Source organism: Sediminicola luteus (assembly GCF_040566555.1).
Lineage (GTDB): Bacteria > Bacteroidota > Bacteroidia > Flavobacteriales > Flavobacteriaceae > Sediminicola.
Map to the genome: position 1 here is coordinate 123,534 of NZ_JBEWYP010000009.1, position 21,702 is coordinate 145,235.

Annotated in this window: 13 protein-coding genes; 5 read left to right on the top strand and 8 right to left on the bottom strand. The window is 39.2% G+C overall.

Going from position 1 to position 21,702, the window contains the following annotated elements; genetic code table 11:
• Window positions 1-45: 45 nt before the first annotated feature.
• Entirely contained in the window at window positions 46-1,737 is a 1,692-nt protein-coding gene (gene lysS, locus ABXZ32_RS14225) for a lysine--tRNA ligase (protein WP_354619357.1), read from the bottom strand.
• A gap of 154 nt (window positions 1,738-1,891) precedes the next feature.
• Between lysS and ABXZ32_RS14230 the strand changes: the two genes are divergently transcribed.
• Together ABXZ32_RS14230 and lipB are read left to right on the top strand one after the other, a co-directional pair.
• Entirely contained in the window at window positions 1,892-2,050 is a 159-nt protein-coding gene (locus ABXZ32_RS14230; RefSeq protein WP_354615986.1) for a YqaE/Pmp3 family membrane protein, read from the top strand.
• A 60-nt stretch (window positions 2,051-2,110) separates the two neighbouring features.
• Window positions 2,111-2,830, top strand: a complete 720-nt coding sequence (gene lipB / locus ABXZ32_RS14235; RefSeq protein ID WP_354619358.1) for a lipoyl(octanoyl) transferase LipB — start codon at window positions 2,111-2,113, stop codon at window positions 2,828-2,830.
• 13 nt (window positions 2,831-2,843) lie between these two features.
• Here lipB and ABXZ32_RS14240 read toward each other — a convergent pair whose 3' ends face one another.
• The 5 genes from ABXZ32_RS14240 to ABXZ32_RS14260 form a co-directional block, all read right to left on the bottom strand.
• Window positions 2,844-3,533, bottom strand: coding sequence for a TapB family protein (locus ABXZ32_RS14240; protein WP_354619359.1), 690 nt, complete (start codon window positions 3,531-3,533; stop codon window positions 2,844-2,846).
• Between the two features lie 51 nt (window positions 3,534-3,584).
• On the bottom strand, window positions 3,585-4,262 hold the full coding sequence (locus ABXZ32_RS14245) for a TapB family protein (RefSeq protein WP_354619360.1): 678 nt from the start codon (window positions 4,260-4,262) through the stop codon (window positions 3,585-3,587).
• 4 nt (window positions 4,263-4,266) lie between these two features.
• On the bottom strand, window positions 4,267-5,610 hold the full coding sequence (locus tag ABXZ32_RS14250) for an OmpA family protein (RefSeq protein ID WP_354619361.1): 1,344 nt from the start codon (window positions 5,608-5,610) through the stop codon (window positions 4,267-4,269).
• A 250-nt stretch (window positions 5,611-5,860) separates the two neighbouring features.
• Window positions 5,861-8,320: a ribonuclease HII gene (locus tag ABXZ32_RS14255; protein WP_354619363.1), complete on the bottom strand. Its 2,460-nt coding sequence runs from the start codon at window positions 8,318-8,320 to the stop codon at window positions 5,861-5,863.
• Between the two features lie 28 nt (window positions 8,321-8,348).
• Window positions 8,349-8,939 (bottom strand): ribonuclease HII, encoded by a 591-nt coding sequence (locus ABXZ32_RS14260; protein WP_354619364.1) that lies wholly within the window; start codon window positions 8,937-8,939, stop codon window positions 8,349-8,351.
• A 231-nt stretch (window positions 8,940-9,170) separates the two neighbouring features.
• Here ABXZ32_RS14260 and ABXZ32_RS14265 point away from each other — a divergent pair, with 231 nt between their 5' ends.
• Together ABXZ32_RS14265 and ABXZ32_RS14270 are read left to right on the top strand one after the other, a co-directional pair.
• Window positions 9,171-12,233, top strand: coding sequence for a SusC/RagA family TonB-linked outer membrane protein (locus ABXZ32_RS14265; RefSeq protein WP_354619365.1), 3,063 nt, complete (start codon window positions 9,171-9,173; stop codon window positions 12,231-12,233).
• Window positions 12,234-12,239: 6 nt separating this feature from the next.
• A complete protein-coding gene (locus ABXZ32_RS14270) occupies window positions 12,240-13,613 on the top strand; it encodes a RagB/SusD family nutrient uptake outer membrane protein (RefSeq protein WP_354619366.1) in 1,374 nt (457 codons plus the stop codon).
• A gap of 270 nt (window positions 13,614-13,883) precedes the next feature.
• Here the strand turns inward: ABXZ32_RS14270 and ABXZ32_RS14275 are convergent, their stop codons facing one another.
• A complete protein-coding gene (locus ABXZ32_RS14275; RefSeq protein WP_354619367.1) occupies window positions 13,884-14,600 on the bottom strand; it encodes a fibronectin type III domain-containing protein in 717 nt (238 codons plus the stop codon).
• Entirely contained in the window at window positions 14,597-18,868 is a 4,272-nt protein-coding gene (locus tag ABXZ32_RS14280) for a thrombospondin type 3 repeat-containing protein (RefSeq protein ID WP_354619368.1), read from the bottom strand. Before ABXZ32_RS14280 ends, ABXZ32_RS14275 begins: the two co-directional genes overlap by 4 nt.
• Window positions 18,869-19,035: 167 nt before the next feature.
• On the opposite strand from ABXZ32_RS14280, the gene ABXZ32_RS14285 reads away from it, so the two are divergent.
• On the top strand, window positions 19,036-21,024 hold the full coding sequence (locus tag ABXZ32_RS14285) for a putative porin (protein ID WP_354619369.1): 1,989 nt from the start codon (window positions 19,036-19,038) through the stop codon (window positions 21,022-21,024).
• Window positions 21,025-21,702: the final 678 nt, after the last annotated feature.

A 21,702-nucleotide genomic window follows, 5' to 3' on the forward strand; every position in this document is an offset into this window, starting at 1 on the left:
AATACCCCTCCTCTTTATAATGATTGCTTTTATAAGCGATTAATTCTATTCTTGTAATTCCACCATTAAGGAGTCATCTACCTTGGAAACTTTGGCCAAGCCGTGTTTGCCCAAAGATTTTATCCCTTTGTCCCAAGCTTTATTGCTTAATCCAGAAGCTTCTTTTAAGGTTTCCAAAGACATGTTTTTTTCCTTTTTAAGGACATCATAAATGATTTTCTCATTTTCAGATAGTTCTATTGGCTTTTTCTCCGGACGCATTTGTGGGAAGAACAATACTTCCTGTATGGATGCATTGTTGGTCATCAACATCACCAAACGATCTATCCCAATGCCTATACCACTGGTAGGCGGCATTCCGTATTCTAATGCCCTTAGGAAATCTTGGTCAATGAACATGGCCTCATCATCCCCTTTGGCTGAAAGTTGTAATTGCTCTTCAAAGCGTTCCCGTTGATCAATAGGGTCATTGAGCTCTGAATAGGCATTTGCCAATTCTTTCCCATTTACCATCAATTCAAAACGCTCCGTAAGTGCCGGATTATCCCTGTGCGCTTTACAAAGTGGACTCATTTCCTTAGGGTAATCTGTAATGAAGGTAGGTTGGATATAGAAATGCTCACATTTCTCGCCAAATATTTCATCGATCAGTTTGCCTACGCCCATGGTTTCATCCACATCTAGGCCCAATTTTTTTGCAACAGCCCTCAATTCCACTTCATCCATACCTGCAACATCGTGCCCTGTATGAATTTTTATGGCTTCTAAAATAGGAACCCTAGGATAAGGGGCTTTAAATTCTATTTCGTTTTTGCCAACCGTTATTTTGGAAGTTCCATTGGCATCCAAGGCTACTTTTTCCAACAATTGCTCCGTGGTATCCATCATCCAATTGTAATCCTTGTAGGCTACATAGAGTTCCATTACTGTAAATTCAGGATTATGGGTACGGTCCATCCCCTCGTTCCTAAAATCTTTTGCAAATTCATATACACCATCAAAGCCACCGACGATTAGTCTTTTTAAATACAACTCATTTGCAATCCTCAAATAAAGGGGCATGTTCAGTGCATTGTGGTGGGTAATGAAGGGCCTTGCAGCCGCTCCTCCTGGAATAGGCTGAAGAATTGGTGTTTCAACCTCTAAATATTCCCTATCGTTAAAGAATTGACGGATGCTATTTGTTATTTTGGTTCGCTTGATAAATGTTTCTTTTACTGCGGGATTAACCACAAGATCCACATAACGCTGGCGGTACCTTAATTCAGGATCATTGAATTCATCATAGACCTTTCCTTCGGCATTTACTTTGGGTAGTGGCAAGGGCCTTAACGCCTTGCTCAAGATGGTGAAATCTTTAACCATGACAGTTTTTTCACCTACCTGTGTTGTGAACAGCTCGCCTTCTACGCCAACAAAGTCGCCGATATCCAACAGCTTTTTATAAACGTCGTTATATTTTATTTTGTCTTCGCCTGGGCAGATTTCATCCCTGTTGAAATAGACCTGGATCCTACCTTTGCTGTCCTGTAATTCTGCAAAAGAGGCCTTTCCCTGTATCCTTCTGGACATGAGTCGGCCTGCGATAACAACTTTTTTACCTTCCTTATAGTCCTTTTTAATGCTGTTTGATGTAGCATCCACTGGATATAATGCCGCTGGGTATGGATCGATGCCCATAGCCCTTAATTTGGCCAATTTTTCCCTTCTGATTACTTCTTGCTCCGAAAGTTGCATAAAATCTTGATTAAGGCTGCAAATATAGGTACTCTAGGCAAATCTATCAATTGATTAAATAGGTATTGTTCGGGGGAGATTATGTTTTCTATGGGAATGTAACAAATTATAGAATTTATCGTCTTATAGGTACATCAATCAAAACAATCAAAAAATGAGTTTTTGGAGAGTGCTTTTGGCCATCCTTTTTCCGCCATTATCCGTTATCGGGAAAGGCTGTGGATCCTTAATTATTGTATTTCTTTTGACCCTTTGCGGATGGGTCCCGGGAGTTATTGCGGCTCTTGTCATCCTAAATAACCCAAATAATTAGTTACTTTGCATACATAGACTGAAAAATTCCAAATTTGGTTTTTTTTGTGTACGATGAAGTATGAATAAAACAGTAAAGCTACAGGATTTAGGGCTTAAGGATTATAAGGAGACTTGGGATTACCAAGAGGAATTGTTTAAGACTACGTTGGATATTAAAATTAAAAACAGGAGGGAAGGTGCTTCATTGGATACCCCTAACCATTTTTTAATGGTAGAGCATCCCCATGTTTTTACGCTGGGTAAAAGTGGGGATATGGAAAACCTTTTGGTAGACCAAAAACAATTGGACAAGAAAGGCGCTAGTTTTTATAAGATTAATAGAGGAGGGGATATTACCTATCATGGTCCGGGGCAAATTGTAGGGTATCCTATTTTGGATTTGGATAATTTCTTTACTGATATACACAAATACCTGAGGCTGTTGGAGGAAATGGTGATCCTGACCATGGCAGAATACGGATTGAAGGGAGAGAGATCAAAAGGAGAAACTGGTGTTTGGTTGGATGTAGGTACCCCTTTTGCCCGTAAGATCTGCGCTATGGGTGTCCGTGCCAGTCGCTGGGTAACCATGCATGGTTTTGCACTGAACGTCAACGCCGATTTGGGTTATTTTGATCTGATGATCCCATGTGGGATCAAAGGTAAGGCTGTAACTTCCTTGAATGTGGAATTGGGCAGGAGAGAAGTGCCCATGGAAGAGGTGAGGAAAAAATTGATCGCCCATTTTGAGGCCTTGTTCGAAGCAGAATGCATTAGAGTTAGGCCTGACTATAAGTAATATGATTAGGCCATTAATTTGAATAGTCGGTAAGGACCATTCTATTCATTAGATTCCCGCCTTTATCATAGGTTTCCTGTTTGATCATCCCTATACCTTCGGCCAGCCATAATCTAGATGGAAAGGTTTGTTGCATCATTTTTTTGGTCACCCGTTCACCATAAATAACATAACAGTCAAAACTGCCTGCAGGAGTAGTAGTAGCATCTTTTTTTTCTACACTTCTATTGATCAAATCTATCTGAAAGTTCATTTTTGTGCCACCCACATCCATAGTCATGGTAACACTTGCATCCTCTAGTTTTTGCCCAATACTCAGATCATTGGGAAGTACTATATCGCTTCCCGAGATATCCATTTTCTTGCCTTTATACTGTTTCAGAGTTTCGCTTGAAATCATGGATTCGTAGTCTATTTCAACTACATTGTCAATGCAGTTGATATTATAGTCTGAAGAAAGGTATTCCTTGCCTTTAGTATCCTTATAGGTAATTTTCATCCATGCTTCTGTATCCTTATCCCTGTGGGATACATTATGGACCTTATAATGAATAGAGCCTTCTTTGTTGCCGTTCTTGCCGTAATTGTCATATTGAAAATCAGCTCCTTCCTGCAAGTTATAATATTTGCTACAACCTTCTTGAGCAGTTGTTGGTATGGATATAATAATGAGACAAAATAGTAATGCGATTTTTAAATTCATAATTTCCATTTTTAGGGCAGATAGAACAAGGGTAATCAGAATGACCAAATTTTACTGATTAAATGCGGTCAAAATACTGCCTCCGATCATCTTTCCTTTTTTATTGTAATTTTCTTGCTTTACCATGCCAACATTTTCGGCCAACCACTGTTTTGCGCTACCGCTTATCTTGACTCCCATTTTTGACTCATGATCCCAAGAGACTACAATACAATCATAGGTGCCAGCAGGGGTGGTGACGCTTTCTATTCCGTCTACCTTGCGGTTGAAAACATCTACGGTCATTTTCATAGTTATAGGTTTCATTTTTATGGTCATCAACATATTGGCATCCGGGAGGGAGGTTCCTGGTTTCAGGTTATTTGGTAACATAAGGTCCGTTCCTGTAATGTCTACTTCCATATCCTGATACTGTTCCATAGTGCCCGGGGCGGCAAGGGAACTAAAATCAATGGAGACCCCATCATCAGTGCAGCGCACCTTATATTCGGACTCAGCTATCAGTTTATCCTTATCTGAATGCATTGTATAGGACATGGTAGCTGAATTTTCGGTGGCCTCCTTAACCACATAATCTATAGTCCCTGTGTTTTTGTCCTTATCATCATACATTGTCAATTGAAAAGTGGTTCCTTTCTTTAAAGGATAATAGGTGCTACAATCTGTTTGGGCCTGAGATCCCCATACATAGGAGAGGACCAATAATAAGGTGGTGAAATACGTTTTCATAGTTTTATATTTTTATAAATTCAACCCTTCTATTTTGGGCCTTGCCTTCTGTAGTTGAATTATCCCCAACTGGTTCGGCCTCACCCTTCCCTTCGGTGGTCAACCTTGATCCTTCAATTCCATAAACTTCTACCAGGGCATTCTTGACTGCTTGCGCCCGGTCTTTTGACAATTGTAGGTTTGCCCCTGCATCCCCATCAGCATCGGTATGCCCTATAATATTTAACTTCATAGCGCCCTCTTGTATTAAAACCTGTGAAATTTGACGTATGATGCCCAAGGATTGCGGTTTGATTAAGTCAGAACCAGTGTCAAAAAGAATTCCGGTCGTCGATACTTTTCCATCGGAAATAAGTTGTCTTCTTAGATCCAACCCTCCTTCTGCCACTTTTAAATTGGTAATGAACAGGCGCTCTTCCCCATCTTTGAAGTTGTTCATGTGAAATTTTAAGGTAGTAAGAACAGCACCTTCTGGAACAATTCTTGGAATATCAATGTGTTTTTCTTCATTGACCCACAGTCTAAAACGTTTTTTGTTTACTGCAATGGAAACATGTGGACGCTGTAATACTTCCTCCCTAAGGTCGGCTCTTACCACGCTATATATTTCTCGTTTGTTGTTGATGTGGTTAGACATCGTTATTCCTACAGCCGCATATTGACAAAATGGCAATTGGGCATGCACAAAATTGGCCCCATCCTTAAATTTATCGTCATCGCTTAGAGCTATACGCATGGTAGCCGTTGAAGACGTTTTATTGCTTAATCCCACGGCCATCACATCAAATTCTATAGTATATTCTTCCGGTAACTTTGGTACATCAGGTATGTAGTATATGTTATAACCGGGAAGCAATTCCATCCATTTTTCAGGAGAATCATTCATGGTTACTACTTCACCGCCCCCATTAGTATTCCACTTAGAGGGAAAATCGCCAACAAAATCCTTTGTGAAATCATCGTAAAATATGATTTGATCACCAGGCACATAATCAAATTTGCTGTAAACAGCAATGCCACCCGAACCGCTAATACCGGCTTCTCCTGTTTGACCATTGTTATTGGGGTTACTGCCTCCATTTCTCGTTTCTTGCCCTCCAACAATTGTAGGTAAAGGTTCTTGTGGTGATGGCTTCTCACCCTTTTTGCCGGGTTCTAAAATACTGTCCAACACTTCATCTGTCTTCTCTTGTGTTTCCCTATCTACACGTCTTTCAACAGTACGCTCCGCGGCTTTTTCAGCTCTTTTTTTTAGTTTCTTAAGAATCTGGGAATGGGCATCGGTAGAAAATGCCAACATCAATAATAGGGTCATAAGGACCTTTGCTATGTAGCTGTTTGTTTTCATTATTCCTCAATCTTTATGGTCTGGACAATCTTTAAAATGGTCGTTTACAGGAATCTCTTGGTTTTATATAAGTAGAGACCTGAAAGGGGAGACTTTGGAAAATAGATCATTTTTTGCCTTTGGGAGAAGAAATAAGGCACTTAACAAATGTGATATATTCACTTACCTTAAGATACAAAAAAATCCCCATAGTTTGGGGATTCTTGTATTATTGGGAATGTAAATTGTAAAGTTGGTAGCCTGATCAATATCAATATATCTTATACACAATCAATGAGTTATCCATGTCTTTGGCCACCACTTCTATTTTTTTGTCACTGTCCATATCACTTAGATCAATAACAGAGGTTCCAAATACCGGGAAGTTGGAGATGGTCTGTCCTTGGCTATCAAAAAGATATATTTTCTGATTTTGGATATCGGAGACACTTACATACATTTTATCATTGATAAAAAATATTTTAGGTCTGGAATATACACTGAGGTCCAATTCTATTTCCTTGTCGTTAATCTTTAGGACATTGTCGTTCATTAAGGCCAAGTGCCTGCTACTGGCATCCATACCGTGCTCCTTGGCAAGGTTTAAATTAGTCTTTCCTATATTGCCCTTATCGTCAATTTGAAAAAGGATTCCCTTTTTATCGGTGACGGAAAATTTATCATTGTATAGATGTACCCCATTGGCGGAAAAATCAATTTTTTCTGAAACCTTAATGCGTTCATCGCCAACTCGGTTTAGTATTTTCAATGTACCATCAGCCAATTGAAATACGAGATAGTCTTTATTTCCTATACGAAAATGTTGGGGTACGTCTATAATAGACTGTCCGGCATTATTGTATTTAAAGCCTTTTACATCCTTCATTTTATTATCGTACATAAAAACTTTCTCTCCTTGGGTGATTACAAACCGATAATCTTTTCTGCCATCATAGTCAAAAATGGCCAAGGGATTTAGGTTGCCATCTTGGTAGGTTTTATTGAAAGGGGGAACCTCATTGCCATTTCTATCCAAGATCAAGAACTGATTGTTGGTGGTAAAGGCCAATTGTAATCTTCCATTTTTATAGATGTCTACCTGTTGGATTTTCCCTTGAACCTTGCCATTAAGTGCTTTTTTCCATAGCACCTTTCCTTCGTTGGAGATAAGGTAAAGATTGTTTTCACTGTCCTGTACAACAATCTCCTTCTTTTTGGTCCTATAGTCGGTTACAAACTGTGGGGTAGTGGCTATAGGTTGATCTAATTGAATGGTAAATAAGGGTGAAGTGCTGTTTGATCTATCCTCCTTTTCAATTTTCTGAATTACGGTATTGATATGATAAAATTCCTCATCGGCAACCAATTGGGCGGCAAATAAGTACTTTGAGAGTGTATTGGGCTTAAAATCGTTAAAAAGGCTACTGGAAAACTCTTCCTTTAATATATTGGAGATACCATCAGCATTGGATATGAACAAAATATTTGATTCGTCCGCCAAGACATCATTCGCGGTGGCATATAAGTTGGTGTTGTTGAAAGTAGTGCCGTTTTTATAATTACTTATAATGGTTTGCAACGTTTCAATTTCAGAAGAAAAAACAAAGGCATTATCCAAAATAGTGCAATAATTTGCTTTGAATTTTTTTACCAGAGGATTGAAAAATTCATTTAAGAAATTAGTTTCATTCAGTTCCAAGATCTCGGTACCCTGATATTCGCTATTGCCCTTTTTTCGCTCCTCTAAAAATTTTATGATTTTTTCGGCTCCAAAAGTGTTTAGAATAACGGCTTTTTTTCCATTTAAATAGATGTTGCCCACCTCCTCAACTGTATTAAATAAAGTGTCCATTGGGATTGACTTGTCTAGATACCGTTGTTGGTTTTTTGCAAAAGTTCCATAATCATCAAATGTGTAGGAGATTATTGCTTCTGATGTAAGAGGTGCAAAAGATGGGATGGCATTGGTGCGAGCTCCCGTATTTTTAAATAAGTTGGTAAAGTGCTTTAAGGAGTCAGTGGCCATACTGATTCCTGTAAAGTTAAGATGATCCTGGGCAAAATCGAAATCTAGGTTGATCCAATCAGAAAAGCTGGAAATCTTATAGCTGGAATTTTCTTTGAGTATAGCGCTGGAAAGGGAATTGCCATTTCTGGTGTTCAGAAAAAGAGTGGCCGACTTCTTGGAATTGGATATTTTATATAGCTCCTTTAAACGCAAATTTGTTGTTGGTTCCATGGTATTACGGATGCTATTTTCCAATAATACCTGTGATGAACTGATGATGGCTGTTTGGTCAATAATGGTGCTAAAAAAAGAAGACCCCTCAACGTTATATTTTTTGATGCTGTTATTTTCGTAGGTAAACGTTTCTTCAGAAATATTTTTAGTGCCCTCTAAATTATAGAGTCCTTCTGCTGTAGTAACTATAAAAAGGTATTCAAAGTTTTCTTTTCCCAATTCGGTGAATACCAAAAGACTTTCCGATTTGGGATCCAGGTATTGAATATTTTTTATGGATTCATAAACTTTGGTGTAAATGGTGTTGGACTTTATAAGGGATAAAAATTCATTGTTTTTCAATTCACTTTTCAGCCCGGACAGATTATTGATCTTAATAACCAAGGATGCGTCTTTGGGCACAAAATCAAGTAAGGTGGTTGAGGTGTTTTTCTTTTCGGTACAATTAAAAAAGAGTAGTGCTATGATCAATAATATCCTATAGTTCATATGGATGCTTTTCAGCAAATTTATAATTTTAAACTTCAAGTTTCAGTTGTTCTGGCAATTGTCTGAAACTTTTCCTGTGGTATTTTGTGATCCCATATTTTCTAATGGCTTCTCGATGTTCTTTTGTGGGGTACCCTTTGTTTTTGATCCAATTGTACATAGGGAATTCTTCGTGTAGCTGTTCCATATAAGCATCCCTATGTGTTTTGGCAAGCACGGATGCTGCGGCTATACTGGCATATTTACTGTCACCTTTTACAATACATTCATAAGGCACCTTATTGAATGGTTTAAATCTGTTCCCATCTACCATAATGCAAGTTGGTAGTTTTGTCAATTGTAAAATGGACTTGTGCATGGCCAAAATAGCTGCGTTCAGGATGTTTATTTTATCAATTTCCCGAGGGGATATATGAAAAACCCCAAAAGTGATGGATTCCTGCTCTAAAATAGGCCGTAATATGTCCCGTCTTTTTTCGGTGACCATTTTGGAATCATTGAGGTCTTTGTGATAAAAATCTTCCGGCAAGATGATGGCTGCGGCTGTCACTGGTCCCGCAAGGCATCCTCGACCTGCTTCATCCGTTCCTGCCTCATGATATAAGCTCCTAATTAACATTGATTTTTCTAAAGATTTACTGTATTAGCATTAATGTTTATTTAAAATAAAGAATAACTAAACAAAGCTTGTTAAAATTATAGATAATTGACAAAAAACGTCTTTTTGTATTATATAATTTACAAATATTCTATTTTTTTTAACATATCCTCTATTGTGGGAGTACATTATTTTGGATTATTAGTATTTAATTGGGATTTTTACCGCTGACTAATTCAAAAATACAATTAAATGAAATCAAAGTTAACTTGGATTTTAACATCTTTCATGGTGTTATGCGTAAGTTTTTCCTTTGCACAAGGAAAAACTGTTTCAGGTAATGTGACGGACCAAGAAGGTTTGCCATTACCTGGAGTGTCTGTTGTTGTGGTTGGAACCACCTCAGGTACACAAACAGATTTTGATGGTAACTACGCCATCAGTGCCAATGCTGGACAAGTATTAAAGTTCAGCTATATCGGCCAAAAAACAGCAGAAAGAACCGTTGGTTCTGATAATGTTATCAATCTTCAAATGCAAGAGGATGCTCAGGCCTTGGAGGAAGTAATCGTTTTGGGTTACTCTACAAGAGGAAAAAATGAGATTACTGGTAGTACAGTGCAGTTGAAGTCTTCTGAAATCAATGACGTGCCTTTGGTAACTGTTGATCAGGCTTTGCAAGGTAAGGTTGCAGGTTTAACCATTGCATCTTCATCTGGTACACCGGGTTCTACCCAGGATATCAGAATTAGGGGTGTTGGTTCTATTTCTGCATCCAACGATCCTTTGTTCGTTATTGACGGAGTGCCGGTAATTAGTGGTAACTTTTCTGGTTCTACTTCTTTTAGTTCATTAAGTGCGTTATCTGCTATCAATAATCAAGATGTTGAGAGTATCACCGTTCTTAAGGATGCTTCTGCTACCTCTGCATACGGTGCAAGGGGATCAAACGGGGTTATCGTAATTACTACCAAAAAAGGGAAACAAGGAAAAACATCCTTTAATTACACTTCTTCTTATGGGGTACAGGATTTTGCTGTAGATCAGCCAACTCCTTTAACTGCCTCTCAAAGAGAACAATTGTACTATGATGCCCTTTACAATACATTCGGTGATGGTGGAAACAATTTCACGAGAGCCCAAGCTCCTGCTGAGGCACCAACAAGAGGTGGATGGGGTGCTTATGCTGCTTGGATTGATGCTGGTCGTCCAGAAGGTAATTGGGGTGAAGAAGTAAAAAGAAACAACCCAACTATCGTTAATCATAATATTTCCGCTTCTGGTGGTGATGAAAAAGGTTCTTTCTACGCCTCTTTGGGATATAGCAAGACAGAGGCTTTAGTGGTTGGTAGTGACTTTGAAAGAATCAATGGAGTGTTTAACTTCACAAGAAACTTTTCTGAAAAATTGAAGTTCACTACGAATATGAACGTTTCCAATACAAGACAGAACGCCTTTTTGGAGCAGAGTGCCTTTTTTGCAAATCCATTCCTATCAAGGTACTTCATGCCTCCAACGGAGCAGCCTTATAATACAGATGGAACTTTGAATACCAATATGAACACTTCTCTGTTCAACACATTGTACTTAGCTGAAAATGATATTGCTGAGAATGATTTGACAAGAGCAATCATCAACTCATCTTTAGAGTATGAAATCATAGACCGTTTGAAGTTTAAGACTAGATTCTCAATTGATTACAATCTATCTGCTTACAGACGTTATGAGAACAGAATTCACGGTGGTGGTTTAGCTGATGGTGGAACTGCTGAAAGTTCTATCAACAGAAACTTCAACTGGGTTACACAAAACTCATTGAACTATACCTTTTCTTTGGGTCAGCATAACTTTGACTTGACTGCCTTACAGGAATATCAAAAAAATAAGACCAATTATCTTTACGGTGCAGGTGAGAATTTTCCAGTTGATGGACTTACATATTTAGATAATACAAGTGCTAATTTTGCTGTTTCAAGTAATTTTACTGATTGGGCAAATGCTTCATACCTTGGGTTGTTGAACTACAACTTCGCTGGTAAATATATATTTGATGCTACTTATAGAAACGAAGGTTCATCACGTTTTGCCCCAGGATTGCGTTTTGGTGATTTCTGGTCAGTTGGTGCAGCATGGAATGTTTCTTCGGAAGAATTTATGTCATCTGTTGACTTTGTAAGTCAGTTGAGACTTAGAGGATCTTATGGTGTAAGTGGTAACTCTGGAATTGATATCAATTCTTACCAGGCTTTGCTTGGGTTCAGTGCTGATTATGATAACCAAGGTGCCATATTCCCAACAGGTTTTGGAAATAGCCTATTAACATGGGAGAAAAATGCCAACTATGATGTTGGTGTGGATTTTGGATTCTTTGATGATGTGGTATCAGGTTCTGTTGCTTACTTCAACAAAAGAACTTATGATTTATTGCAAAATGTACCATTATCAAGAACTACAGGTTTCTCTGAGGTGGCAACCAATATTGGAGAGATTGTCAACAAAGGGGTTGAACTTGATTTAACTTTCAATATCATCCGTAGCAATGATTTAAACTGGAGCCTTTCAGGAAACTATGCAACTTTGGATAACGAAGTTACCAAATTGGCTCTGGATGCTAATGGTGAGGAAATAACCATTACAACAGGTACAAGAAGAATCGAAGTTGGTCAGCCAATCAACGCATGGTACATGAGAGGATGGGCTGGTGTAGATCCTGCAAATGGAGATCCATTATGGTATGTTAATGGTACTGATGGTGCTACAACCAATGATTACAATGCTGCTGAGGTAGCTTACCAAGGTGAAAATGCAACTCCACAGTACAGTGCTGGTTTTGGTACACATTTTGACTTTAAAGGTTTCTCTTTGGATGCAGATTTTTACACTGCAGGCGGACATAAGGTATACGAGGATTGGTCTAGATATACCAAGAGTAACGGTACTTTCTCTACAAGAACCTTTAACGGTACTTCAGAATTGTTGAACAGCTGGACAACTCCAGGCCAGATTACTGATTATCCTGCATTACAAGCTAATGCTGGTGACGGTAACAGAGCTTCTTTTACTTCATCTAGATTTTTATATGAAGGAGATTATGTAAGGTTAAGAAATCTATCAATTGGGTATTCATTGCCTTCTTCAGCTACAAAGGTATTGGGGATGGACGCCATTAACTTTAGCGTTAGAGGAACTAACCTAATTACTTGGGTGAAGGATGATAGATTGAAGTACGATCCAGAGGTTAGAGCTGATGGTTTTACAAGATTGACTACTCCTCCTGTAAAATCTTTCGTTTTTGGTGTTAATTTAAAATTTTAAGAAACCATGAGAAAAATAAATAAATTATTTATAATGTCTGTCTTAGCTGCTGCCACAATGGTGTCATGTAGTGAGGATAGTCTGGATCCAACTCTTGCCGTTAATAAATCGGTAGAGACCAGTATAAACACTGAGGAAGATCTACAAGGAATTTTGTTGGGCATGTACAATAGGTTGACGTCCACACAGTATTATGGTAGGGATATCATCATTTATGGTGATGCCAGATCTGACAATGCATTTTCAAATGGTAACTCAGGACGTTTTGTTACTGTAAGTACCATGGCCATGACGGAAACAGATGGTCAGGCCACAGGAACTTGGACGCAAATCTATGAGGTAATCGCCTCAGCAAATATTGTAATAGGTGCTGAAGTTACTGGAGATGAGACTACGATCAACCATATTAAAGCACAAGCCTATGCGGTAAGAGCCTTAGCTCATTTTGACGCTTTAAGGTTGTATGGTCAACAACACGTACAAAGCGGAGGTTTAAGTGCATTGGGAGTTCCTTATGTTACTGAATTTAAAGGAGAAAACCTTTTACCAACAAGAAATACAGTTGGTGAGGTAAAGGCATTGATAGAAGAGGATTTCGCTACGGCTTTATCCCTAATGTCCCAGTCTTTGAATGATCCTAGTAAGCAGTACATTACAACGCATGCCGTGAATGGACTTTGGTCTAGAGTAGAGATTTATTTTGGTGACTACCAAAAAGCTTTGACTGCTGCAGCTGCAGTGGTAAACTCTAACGAGTTCAGTATCGTGCCTGCAGGGGATTTTGTAGCAAGTTGGTCTATAGACGGAGCTGTGAATTCCATTTTTGAGTTGGCGGTAAACAACAATGATAATAACGGAATAAACGGTTTGGCAAACATTTACAGAGGTAATACCTATGGGGATATCCAAGCCTATGACGCTTTTGCCAATATCTTTGATGCAGGAGACATACGTGGTTCTGCAGAAATGATAGATGTTGATGGTGCAGGTAACTTGAGAAATATCGGTAAATATCCATCTGCTACCTTCGATGACAACATTAGTATCATCAGATATGAGGAGGTTGTTTTGAATTATGCTGAAGCTTTGCAGAATACAGGTGGTAATGGATTGGTTTTCTTGAATTCTATAGCTACCAACAGAAACGCTTTGCCTTATGCTACTGCTTCCCAAGCCAATATTTTATTGGAAAGAAGAAAAGAGCTTAGCTTTGAAGGCTTTAGGTTCGATGATTTGGCAAGATCTAATATGGATATTCCAAACTTGGATCCTAACCAAGCTGGACCAGCATACGGAAGTTTTAACTACGCATTTCCAATTCCAGCAGTTGAGACCAACGCAAACTCTAATATGGTTCAGAATTTCGGTTATTCCAACTAAAGATTCTTAATTACATACAACTTAAAACCCTCGCATTTGCGGGGGTTTTTCTTTTTAAATAGGTTAGTTGCCTCCACCAAGATTAATACTGGCAGAAGCAATGTTAAATGGTCGGTATACAGATCTAACATCCATAAGCAATTGTCTTTTTGGATTATAAAAACCAATTCTATTGGTCAAAAAAAAGCCATGTATTGGAGGGTTCCAATAACATGGCTTTCTTAATTATAAACTTCAGTTTTAATGAGTTTTAAACCTCATTAAGACTGCTTACGAATTGATCCTAAATGAAAATATCTCTGAGTTGGATGAATTGCCCTGTGAATCAAAAGTAATGACCTGCCAATAATAGGTTTGCCCTGGACTTACAGTGACATCCATAAAATTATCTGGACCTGTTCCCAATTCTATGACCGGGGTTTCAACAGTATCGAATAATAGGGTATAGGATACAATATCTTCATCTATATCGCCGCCATTCCATTGAAGCTTTACCGTATTGGTGCTCGTTAAATTGGCTCCCCTTTTCGGGAATACTGCTTCGGCAGGAAAAGGTGCATAATTTTCAATTCCAGGCCCTTGGTTGTAAAATTTCCAAACTTCGCTCTGAGCCGTTTGGTTGGTGCCATTAGCTTTTGAAATTACGAACCATTCATAGGGCACACCACGACTGAGCGTAATTTGTGCAGCATTGGAATTGGAAGTTATTCTTATGGAATTATTGGTGTTCAAATTTTTTAAATTGACTTCATAAGTATCTGTGTTCTCTGAATTGTTCCATTGAAAGTTTACAGTACTCTGGGTGTCGTTTTCAACTATTCCCTCAGTACATTCCTTGTTGTTCTCGGGGAATACCAGGGTTGCTTGTAATGGTGATGGCACGGGAGGCGGTGGCGGGATAATAGGCGTTTCATTTCCAGAGTCGCCTCCTCCACAGCTCATAAGAATAACGCATGGGATGATATATAATAAATTTAATTTTCTCATTTTCTTATGATCTTATAACTGGTTAATTTGTTGTTCATGGTAATATTAAGCAAGTAGACACCCTTGGCAAGGCCATCTACATTAATCTGAATGGAGCCTGTGGTGGACTTGAAATTTTTGCTGAATACGCTGTTCCCTGTCATAGTGTATAAACTAACATCTGCGCCTTCTAATAACTCACGTCCCAATTGTATGGTTAAATTTCCATTTGCTATAGGGTTAGGGTAAATTAAGACTTCATTGGATAAAATGATCTGTTGATCAAAACTCCCCTGACATTCCAAATCGGTTTTAACCACTATGTTATTTTCTACTTCTGTTAGCGGCAAGGTAATCTCACTTTTCGAAGTGGTATATGTCTTACCATTCACTAAAATGGTATAGGTATTTCCTCCCTTCAGTTGTAAACTGACCTCTTTCCCCAAGGTATTTACTTTCGAGGAAACCGAGAGAGCCTCTGGTTCGGATATGGTTACTCCAAAACAGTTTTGATATTCCGGTTGCCCTGCTACAGTGATGCAGATTGTATAATTCCCTGCTGGAAGATTATTGAATACCGTTTCCGCTGTAAAATCCTCTGTCAGTGAAATGGAACCGCCAGAAAGGTTGGCTGTATAATCATTGGAGGCTACTGACTCTATGGTGATTGTTCCATTATTATTGGAGATACAAGATTCTGCTGTAGTCAATACTTTAAAATTATTGCTCGGCAAAGAAAATATTTCGCAGCCATCCACATTCACTACTGCATCTTTTGGGGTGTTGTCACACAGGTCAACATCGTTGGGGACACCATCATTGTCCAAATCCGAGTCACATACATCGCCTATCCCATCATTATCACCGTCCAATTGATCAGCATTGGCAATTAATGGGCAATTGTCGTCCTTATCAAGAATGCCATCTCCATCATCATCCAAATCGCACACATCTCCCTTGCCGTCATTATCGGTATCCAACTGATTGGCATTACCTGTTAAGGGACAATTGTCTACATCATCATTGATGCCATCGTTATCGTCATCGTCGTCATCTTGAAACCCTTCTATTACAAAATCGTCTATGACCACTCCTTCTTTATTAACTGCTGGATCTGATTGGAATACAATCCTGAAAATAACATTCGGCTCATTGGTTAAATCGGTTTCTCCATTAAGGGCATTGGCCGTAAAATCATAGGAATACTCTGTTAAATCGGTATTAGTGCCTGTCCATTGCGCTCCGGGACAGTTTTGACAATCGTCATCTTCGCCGGAGTTTGCGTTGGTCCTGTCACTATTGTACCAGTTGGGAGTGCTATTGATGTTACCAAGCACTTCCCAGCTTAATCCACTATCCAAGGAATATTGCACATAGACTAAATCAAAATTAATTTCAAGGTCATAGGCCATTTTAAATTTAAGTACCGGTGCCAAGATTGATGAAAGCTCATAGCAATTACTCAGGATGATACCCTTTACATTGTCCGGATGGTTGCCATCTAAATTTGTGGCGTAAACTTGTTGGCCAGATGCTGCTAGATTAAGGACGCTTCCTGTTGGAACGCCTTTTTCCCAAACGCTGCCATCACTACCTTCATTATATGTGATCAGGGTTTCTTCTTCTGTTTCAAAAGTATTTATGGTTCCGCCATTCCCAAAATCGTTGGCAAAAAACCGATGTTCCAACGTATTGTTATCGGAAAAGGCATCATTGGCAATGGTTGTAGTGATCTTCAGTGCATTGCGACCAAATAAATCCGGGCTTAGCGGTGGTAAAGGAATAGTGCCTGTTTCCCCAAAGTTTAGGGCTATGGCATAATTGAAACTCGGTGCAGGCGCTTCATTTATGGTATAGTTGACTGTGACTTCGGTAATAGGGCTGGATCCTTTATTTTCAACTGTTAATTCAGGTATTATTTCACCACAGAGTACTGTATTTTCCTTAGGACTCAATGCAATTAATCGAATGTCAGAATCGGGTATTTTAATGGGGATGGGAGACTGCCAAACGCCCCGCCCATAGGTAGAGGCGGTTATGAGTTCATCATCCAAGCTAATTTCCAGATCCCCAACTGCCGTACTCGGAAGGCCGGTAAAATAATCCTCCCATTCTGTTAAGGTGTCATCCAATCTGTAGACCCCAAGACTTGTCCCCAAATAAATAGGATTATCGGTATTTCTGCCTTGATGTGCAATTGAGAAAAATGCCTGATCTGTAGATAAGTTATAAGTAATATTGGTTTCTGTTACGGTGGTACCGTCAATCTCTATTTTGTAGACCCCAATATCCTCTGGCTGCTGATTTTGACTAATTCCTACCCTTCTGGAGGTGACCACATACACGATATTCTCATCGGAACTATTTAAGGCCATATCGGAAATCTCTCTATCGAAACTTTGAATAAGGGTAAAGTTCAATCCGCCATCTGTACTTCGGTGAAGTTGATTGTCCTGACCCACTACAATTATATTAGGATTGGTGGGGTGGATTTCTACATCCTCAATATTGCCCTTACCTTCTCCTATATTTCTCGAAATTTTTTCCCAAGTTGTGCCGTTTAGCTTATAAAGGGCATTATAGCCTGCATAAACAGCTCCGTTGGCATCTATCGCTAAAGGTGTGATCCAATTTCCTTGAAGATTACTGCCATTTACTTCAGGCGCCCTTATGGTAGTTATGGCTTGTCCCGCATCTGTAGAGATGCTTAGGAATCCGCCGTATTGGGTAAAGCCATAAACCAGATTGTCGTTTAGTGGACTAATGGCATTGTCCATGCCATCTCCCCCGTGGTAATTGTTCCATTTTCCATCGCTTAGTACCTGACCTCCATTGTCCTGTAGTCCACCGATTAACTGTGAAGCGTTATTTTTGGAAACGGAAATTCTATAAAATTGTCCTATGGCAATGCCGGCTGTATAATCTGTAAAGGTGTTGCCCTTGTCCTGGGACATATAAATCCCCCCATCGGAACCACAAAAAAGATTCCCGTTAAATATTTTTAAAGTGTGAATATCTGCATGTGTATAAGCAGGATTATCTAAATACCATTGGTTTAGTGGAATAAATGTCGTACCCCCATCGGTAGTTTTCCAAACGTTTAAGCATCCAATATAAACTTCATTCTCATCAGAAGGAGATACTTCCATAGCCAAATCGAACCATGCTTGGTTAGATTCTAAAATATTGTTGGCATTGGGTGTTTTTGTAAAGGTGGTTCCGGAATCATTGGATTTATAAAGACCTTGGAACGCATAGTCGTTAGCCCCGGTATCTGCGCTTAAAACATAAACAACGGCCGCATTGATTGGTGTAACCCCCAAAACCAGCCTCCCGGAATTGGTTGGAAGTTCACTTGTAATTTTCGTAAATACTTCCCCTCCATCAGTGGATTTGAAGAACTCATTGGTGGTAACCGCATAGATGGTATTACTGTTATTGGGTTTTAGTTTGAAGTCCTTAATATTCCCTATTTTTTTTCTGGTCCATAACACCCCGCCATTAATGGACTTATAAAGACCTTGATTGGTTCCAACCCATATGGTTTGGGAATTGGTGGGATCTATGGTAATTTCATTCATCAACCAATTTTCCGATGTATTGCTGGGATTAAGGCCTGTCTCGTTCCAGTTTACCCCGCCGTCGATGGACTTAAAAACCCCTACGCTGTAAGAGTCAGCAGCATCGTCATCTCCTGTTGCAATATAAATGATATTGGAATCGGTTGGGTCTATCGCAATTCCCGACACCCCTATTTGAAGAAAATCATCAAAGAGACTTGACCATGATGCACCTGCATCAGTAGATTTCCATAAACCGCCCGCAGGGGCACCTACGTACCAAATATTGGGGTTATTAGGGTCCACTGCGATGGCGTTCACCCTGCCCTGTCCAGGCAATCTTCCAGCATAAGCGTCCACGTTGATAGGGCCAAGGGAGCTCCAATCACTAATCGGGTTGACAATTGCTGTGCTGTTGCGTTTGTTTTCCCAGGCATCCCAAATCTGTTTTGAGGAGGGCAGGTACCCGTTTTCATCCACGAATTGTTTCCAATAATTTTCCCATCTCATAAAAGGCTTGTAGCCTGAACCTTTTATATTAGGGTCCTTATCTTCCCAATACTTATGAAAGGCTTCCGATATCTCGTAAATGGAATATGATGTTGAACCGCTTTTGGAGGTATTGGTAGTTTCCTTTTTGATGTTTTGCATCCAAGGAGCACTCTCGTTGAATTGTCCATAGGAAAATGCACCACTAAACAGCAGTAACAGGAATAATTTTCTTAACATTTTAACTTTTTTGCAAAAATGGATAAAAAATATAATAATTTCAATTTTAATTGTTGTAAAATTAGCAATAACGGATAAGGGGTCGTGAAATTCGATCTTGTGATTACCGGATTTTTCACATTTCTTTAGAAACAAAAAAATTACCTTTGCCCAACTAATTTTTTGGAATGAGATATTTAGTAGTACTTCTATTTATATGTAATTCAGCTTTTTTTTACGGTCAAGATCTGCCTGCCTTAAGGGTGAGTGAAAAGGATACAGCCTCCTTTTCGCCCATTCAGAAACCAAAACCATTCTCAAAAGGCAAGGTTGAACCGGAATTTACGATAAAGGACTACAAGATTATATCCTATGCCAGGGACACCACCTTCTTGGATACTACAATTTCTATTCAAAAGGAATACAAATACAATTTTCTGCGAAAGGACAACTTTGAACTTATGCCTTTTTCCAATATTGGGCAACCTTATAATAGTCTGGGCGTAACAGTTAAGCAAAACACATTGTATCCTTCCCTAGGAGCAGAGGCCAAACATTTCAATTATATGGAAGTGGAAGACATTAAGTATTATAGGGTGCCTACTCCTATGACCGAATTGATGTTTAAGACTACGTTGGAACAAGGGCAGTTATTGGATGCATTGCTAACTTTTAATATGACTCCCCGCTTAAATATTTCTTTGGCATACAAGGGATTTAGGTCCCTAGGGAAATATCAGTTCAATGAGGCCGAATCGGGTAACTTTAGAACTTCTGCCACCTATGAAACCAAAAGTGGAAGGTATAGGCTACGTACCCATATAGCGGCACAGGATCTTTTATCAGAGGAAAATGGTGGGCTATCCAATAAGGAACTTCAATTTGAATCAGGCAATACAAGCTTTACGGATCGATCTAGGATAGATGTTAATTTTACAAATGCCAACAATAAGGTGTTGGGCAAAAGGTACTTTTTTGAACAGGAATATGATCTCTTTAAAAAGAGCAAGGATACTACCAGGTCCAGGGAGAATTATCTCACCCTTGGACACCAATTCAATTATGAGACCAAATATTATCAATTTAGTCAAACGGTCCAGGACGATTATTTTGGCGATGCGTTTGTTAGTGCAATAACAGATAAGGCAAATTTGAAGACTATGTATAACCAAGGTTATGTGGAGTTGGGCAATAAGACGTTAGGGATATTAAAGGGAAATATAGCCTTGTACAATTACAACTACTTTTTTGACAGTAAGTTGATCAACGCCTCGGGGGAGGAGATATCCAACCAATTAAAGGGCGAAGAGATTACCGTTGGCGCACAATATGGGAAAACAATAGGTGGATTCAAATTGAATGGTGGAATAGATTATGGAGTGTCGGGTGAGTTAACGGGTAGTGTTATAAATGCCGCCGCTAGCTACCAACTTAAATCTGGGGCAAAAGCGACGTTTGGTATAAATTCATCCAGTAAAATGCCAAATTTCAATTACCTGTTATATCAAAGTGACTATGTCAACTACAATTGGCAGAACAATGAGGTTTTTGAAAAGGAACGTGTCAACGGTTTACTATTGGGGTTGGACTCCAAATTATTGGGAAGCCTTTCTGCTGAATACAATATCATTGATAACTATACCTATTTCACATCAACTGCCTCCCAGGAGCAGATAGATGCCGGAGAGGAAAATGCCGCTGTAAGTCCCTTTCAAGAGGGCAACAGTGTTACGTATCTCAAGATTAAGTATAATAAGGAGTTTAAGGTGGGGAATTTTGCCCTGAACAATACGGTAATGTACCAACAGGTAGATCAAACGAATAATGTCCTAAATGTGCCCCAGCTGGTGACCAGGAATACCTTATACTTTTCCAAGGATGTATTCGATAGGGCCATGCACCTACAGACAGGCGTCACCTTTAAGTATTTCACCTCCTATAATATGGATGCCTATAATCCCTTACTTGGGGAATTCTATATTCAGAATCGTGAAGAACTTGGGGGTTATCCTTTGTTGGATTTCTTTATTAATGCAAAGGTGAAACAGACCAGGCTCTTCCTAAAAGCAGAGCATTTCAATTCTTCCTTCTCAGGATTTAACTTTTATTCGGCCCCAAACTACCCATACAGGGATTTTGTGATCCGTTTTGGTCTTGTTTGGAATTTCTTCTCCTAATTATATGGGGGCTTCTGCCGGAATAGGGCAGAACCAGGCTTTCGCTACTCGCTTTTGCCTTTTTTTTTTTGATCAGTTTTGAGAGAAGGAACTCTCCAATCTGCCGATTTTAATCATAAGGCCTAAATAGTAGTGGTCTGGGCAAAGAGCTCAGACAAGGAGCTCAATCCTTGCCCCAAGATAAACGTCCATTTTTTTCCGCTCGTAAATCCTTGTATTATAAGGTGTTCTGATGGGCTCAAAAAAAAGTTGAAAAAAAGGCAAAAAAAAGTGTTGTGGTATTGTGGAAAGGTTGTAGGTTTGCAGCCCGAAACAACGCAGGTTGTGCAGGGAAAAGCGGTCGAGAGGCCATGTTCATTGAAGGTTCTGTAGCAGCGAAAAAGAAAAGGAAAAAGTTTTTCATTTTTTATTTGCGGGGAACAAAAAGGGTTGTATATTTGCACCCGCTTTGGGAGACAGAGCGACAGAATAAAAACAAGAATAGACAAGTTCATTGACATATTGTAAGACAGCGTTCAATTACCGGAAACGGTAGTTGGATAAAAAATTGAATAAAATTAGCTTATAGAATACTAAGGGCTGGGTTCGGACAATTTAAAGTTTGCAGATGTAATAATATTTACAAAACAACGATGAAGAGTTTGATCCTGGCTCAGGATGAACGCTAGCGGCAGGCCT

What these genes read in the sequence shown, in the direction of transcription:
- ABXZ32_RS14230 (WP_354615986.1), top strand. Translation starts at nt 1,892, where the DNA reads ATGAGTTTTTGGAGAGTGCTTTTGGCCATCCTTTTTCCGCCATTATCC.
- ABXZ32_RS14260 (WP_354619364.1), bottom strand. Translation starts at nt 8,939, where the DNA reads ATGTTAATTAGGAGCTTATATCATGAGGCAGGAACGGATGAAGCAGGT.
- ABXZ32_RS14285 (WP_354619369.1), top strand. Translation starts at nt 19,036, where the DNA reads ATGAGATATTTAGTAGTACTTCTATTTATATGTAATTCAGCTTTTTTT.
- ABXZ32_RS14255 (WP_354619363.1), bottom strand. Translation starts at nt 8,320, where the DNA reads ATGAACTATAGGATATTATTGATCATAGCACTACTCTTTTTTAATTGT.
- ABXZ32_RS14275 (WP_354619367.1), bottom strand. Translation starts at nt 14,600, where the DNA reads ATGAGAAAATTAAATTTATTATATATCATCCCATGCGTTATTCTTATG.
- ABXZ32_RS14240 (WP_354619359.1), bottom strand. Translation starts at nt 3,533, where the DNA reads ATGAATTTAAAAATCGCATTACTATTTTGTCTCATTATTATATCCATA.
- lysS (WP_354619357.1), bottom strand. Translation starts at nt 1,737, where the DNA reads ATGCAACTTTCGGAGCAAGAAGTAATCAGAAGGGAAAAATTGGCCAAA.
- ABXZ32_RS14250 (WP_354619361.1), bottom strand. Translation starts at nt 5,610, where the DNA reads ATGAAAACAAACAGCTACATAGCAAAGGTCCTTATGACCCTATTATTG.
- lipB (WP_354619358.1), top strand. Translation starts at nt 2,111, where the DNA reads ATGAATAAAACAGTAAAGCTACAGGATTTAGGGCTTAAGGATTATAAG.
- ABXZ32_RS14245 (WP_354619360.1), bottom strand. Translation starts at nt 4,262, where the DNA reads ATGAAAACGTATTTCACCACCTTATTATTGGTCCTCTCCTATGTATGG.
- ABXZ32_RS14270 (WP_354619366.1), top strand. Translation starts at nt 12,240, where the DNA reads ATGAGAAAAATAAATAAATTATTTATAATGTCTGTCTTAGCTGCTGCC.
- ABXZ32_RS14280 (WP_354619368.1), bottom strand. Translation starts at nt 18,868, where the DNA reads ATGTTAAGAAAATTATTCCTGTTACTGCTGTTTAGTGGTGCATTTTCC.
- ABXZ32_RS14265 (WP_354619365.1), top strand. Translation starts at nt 9,171, where the DNA reads ATGAAATCAAAGTTAACTTGGATTTTAACATCTTTCATGGTGTTATGC.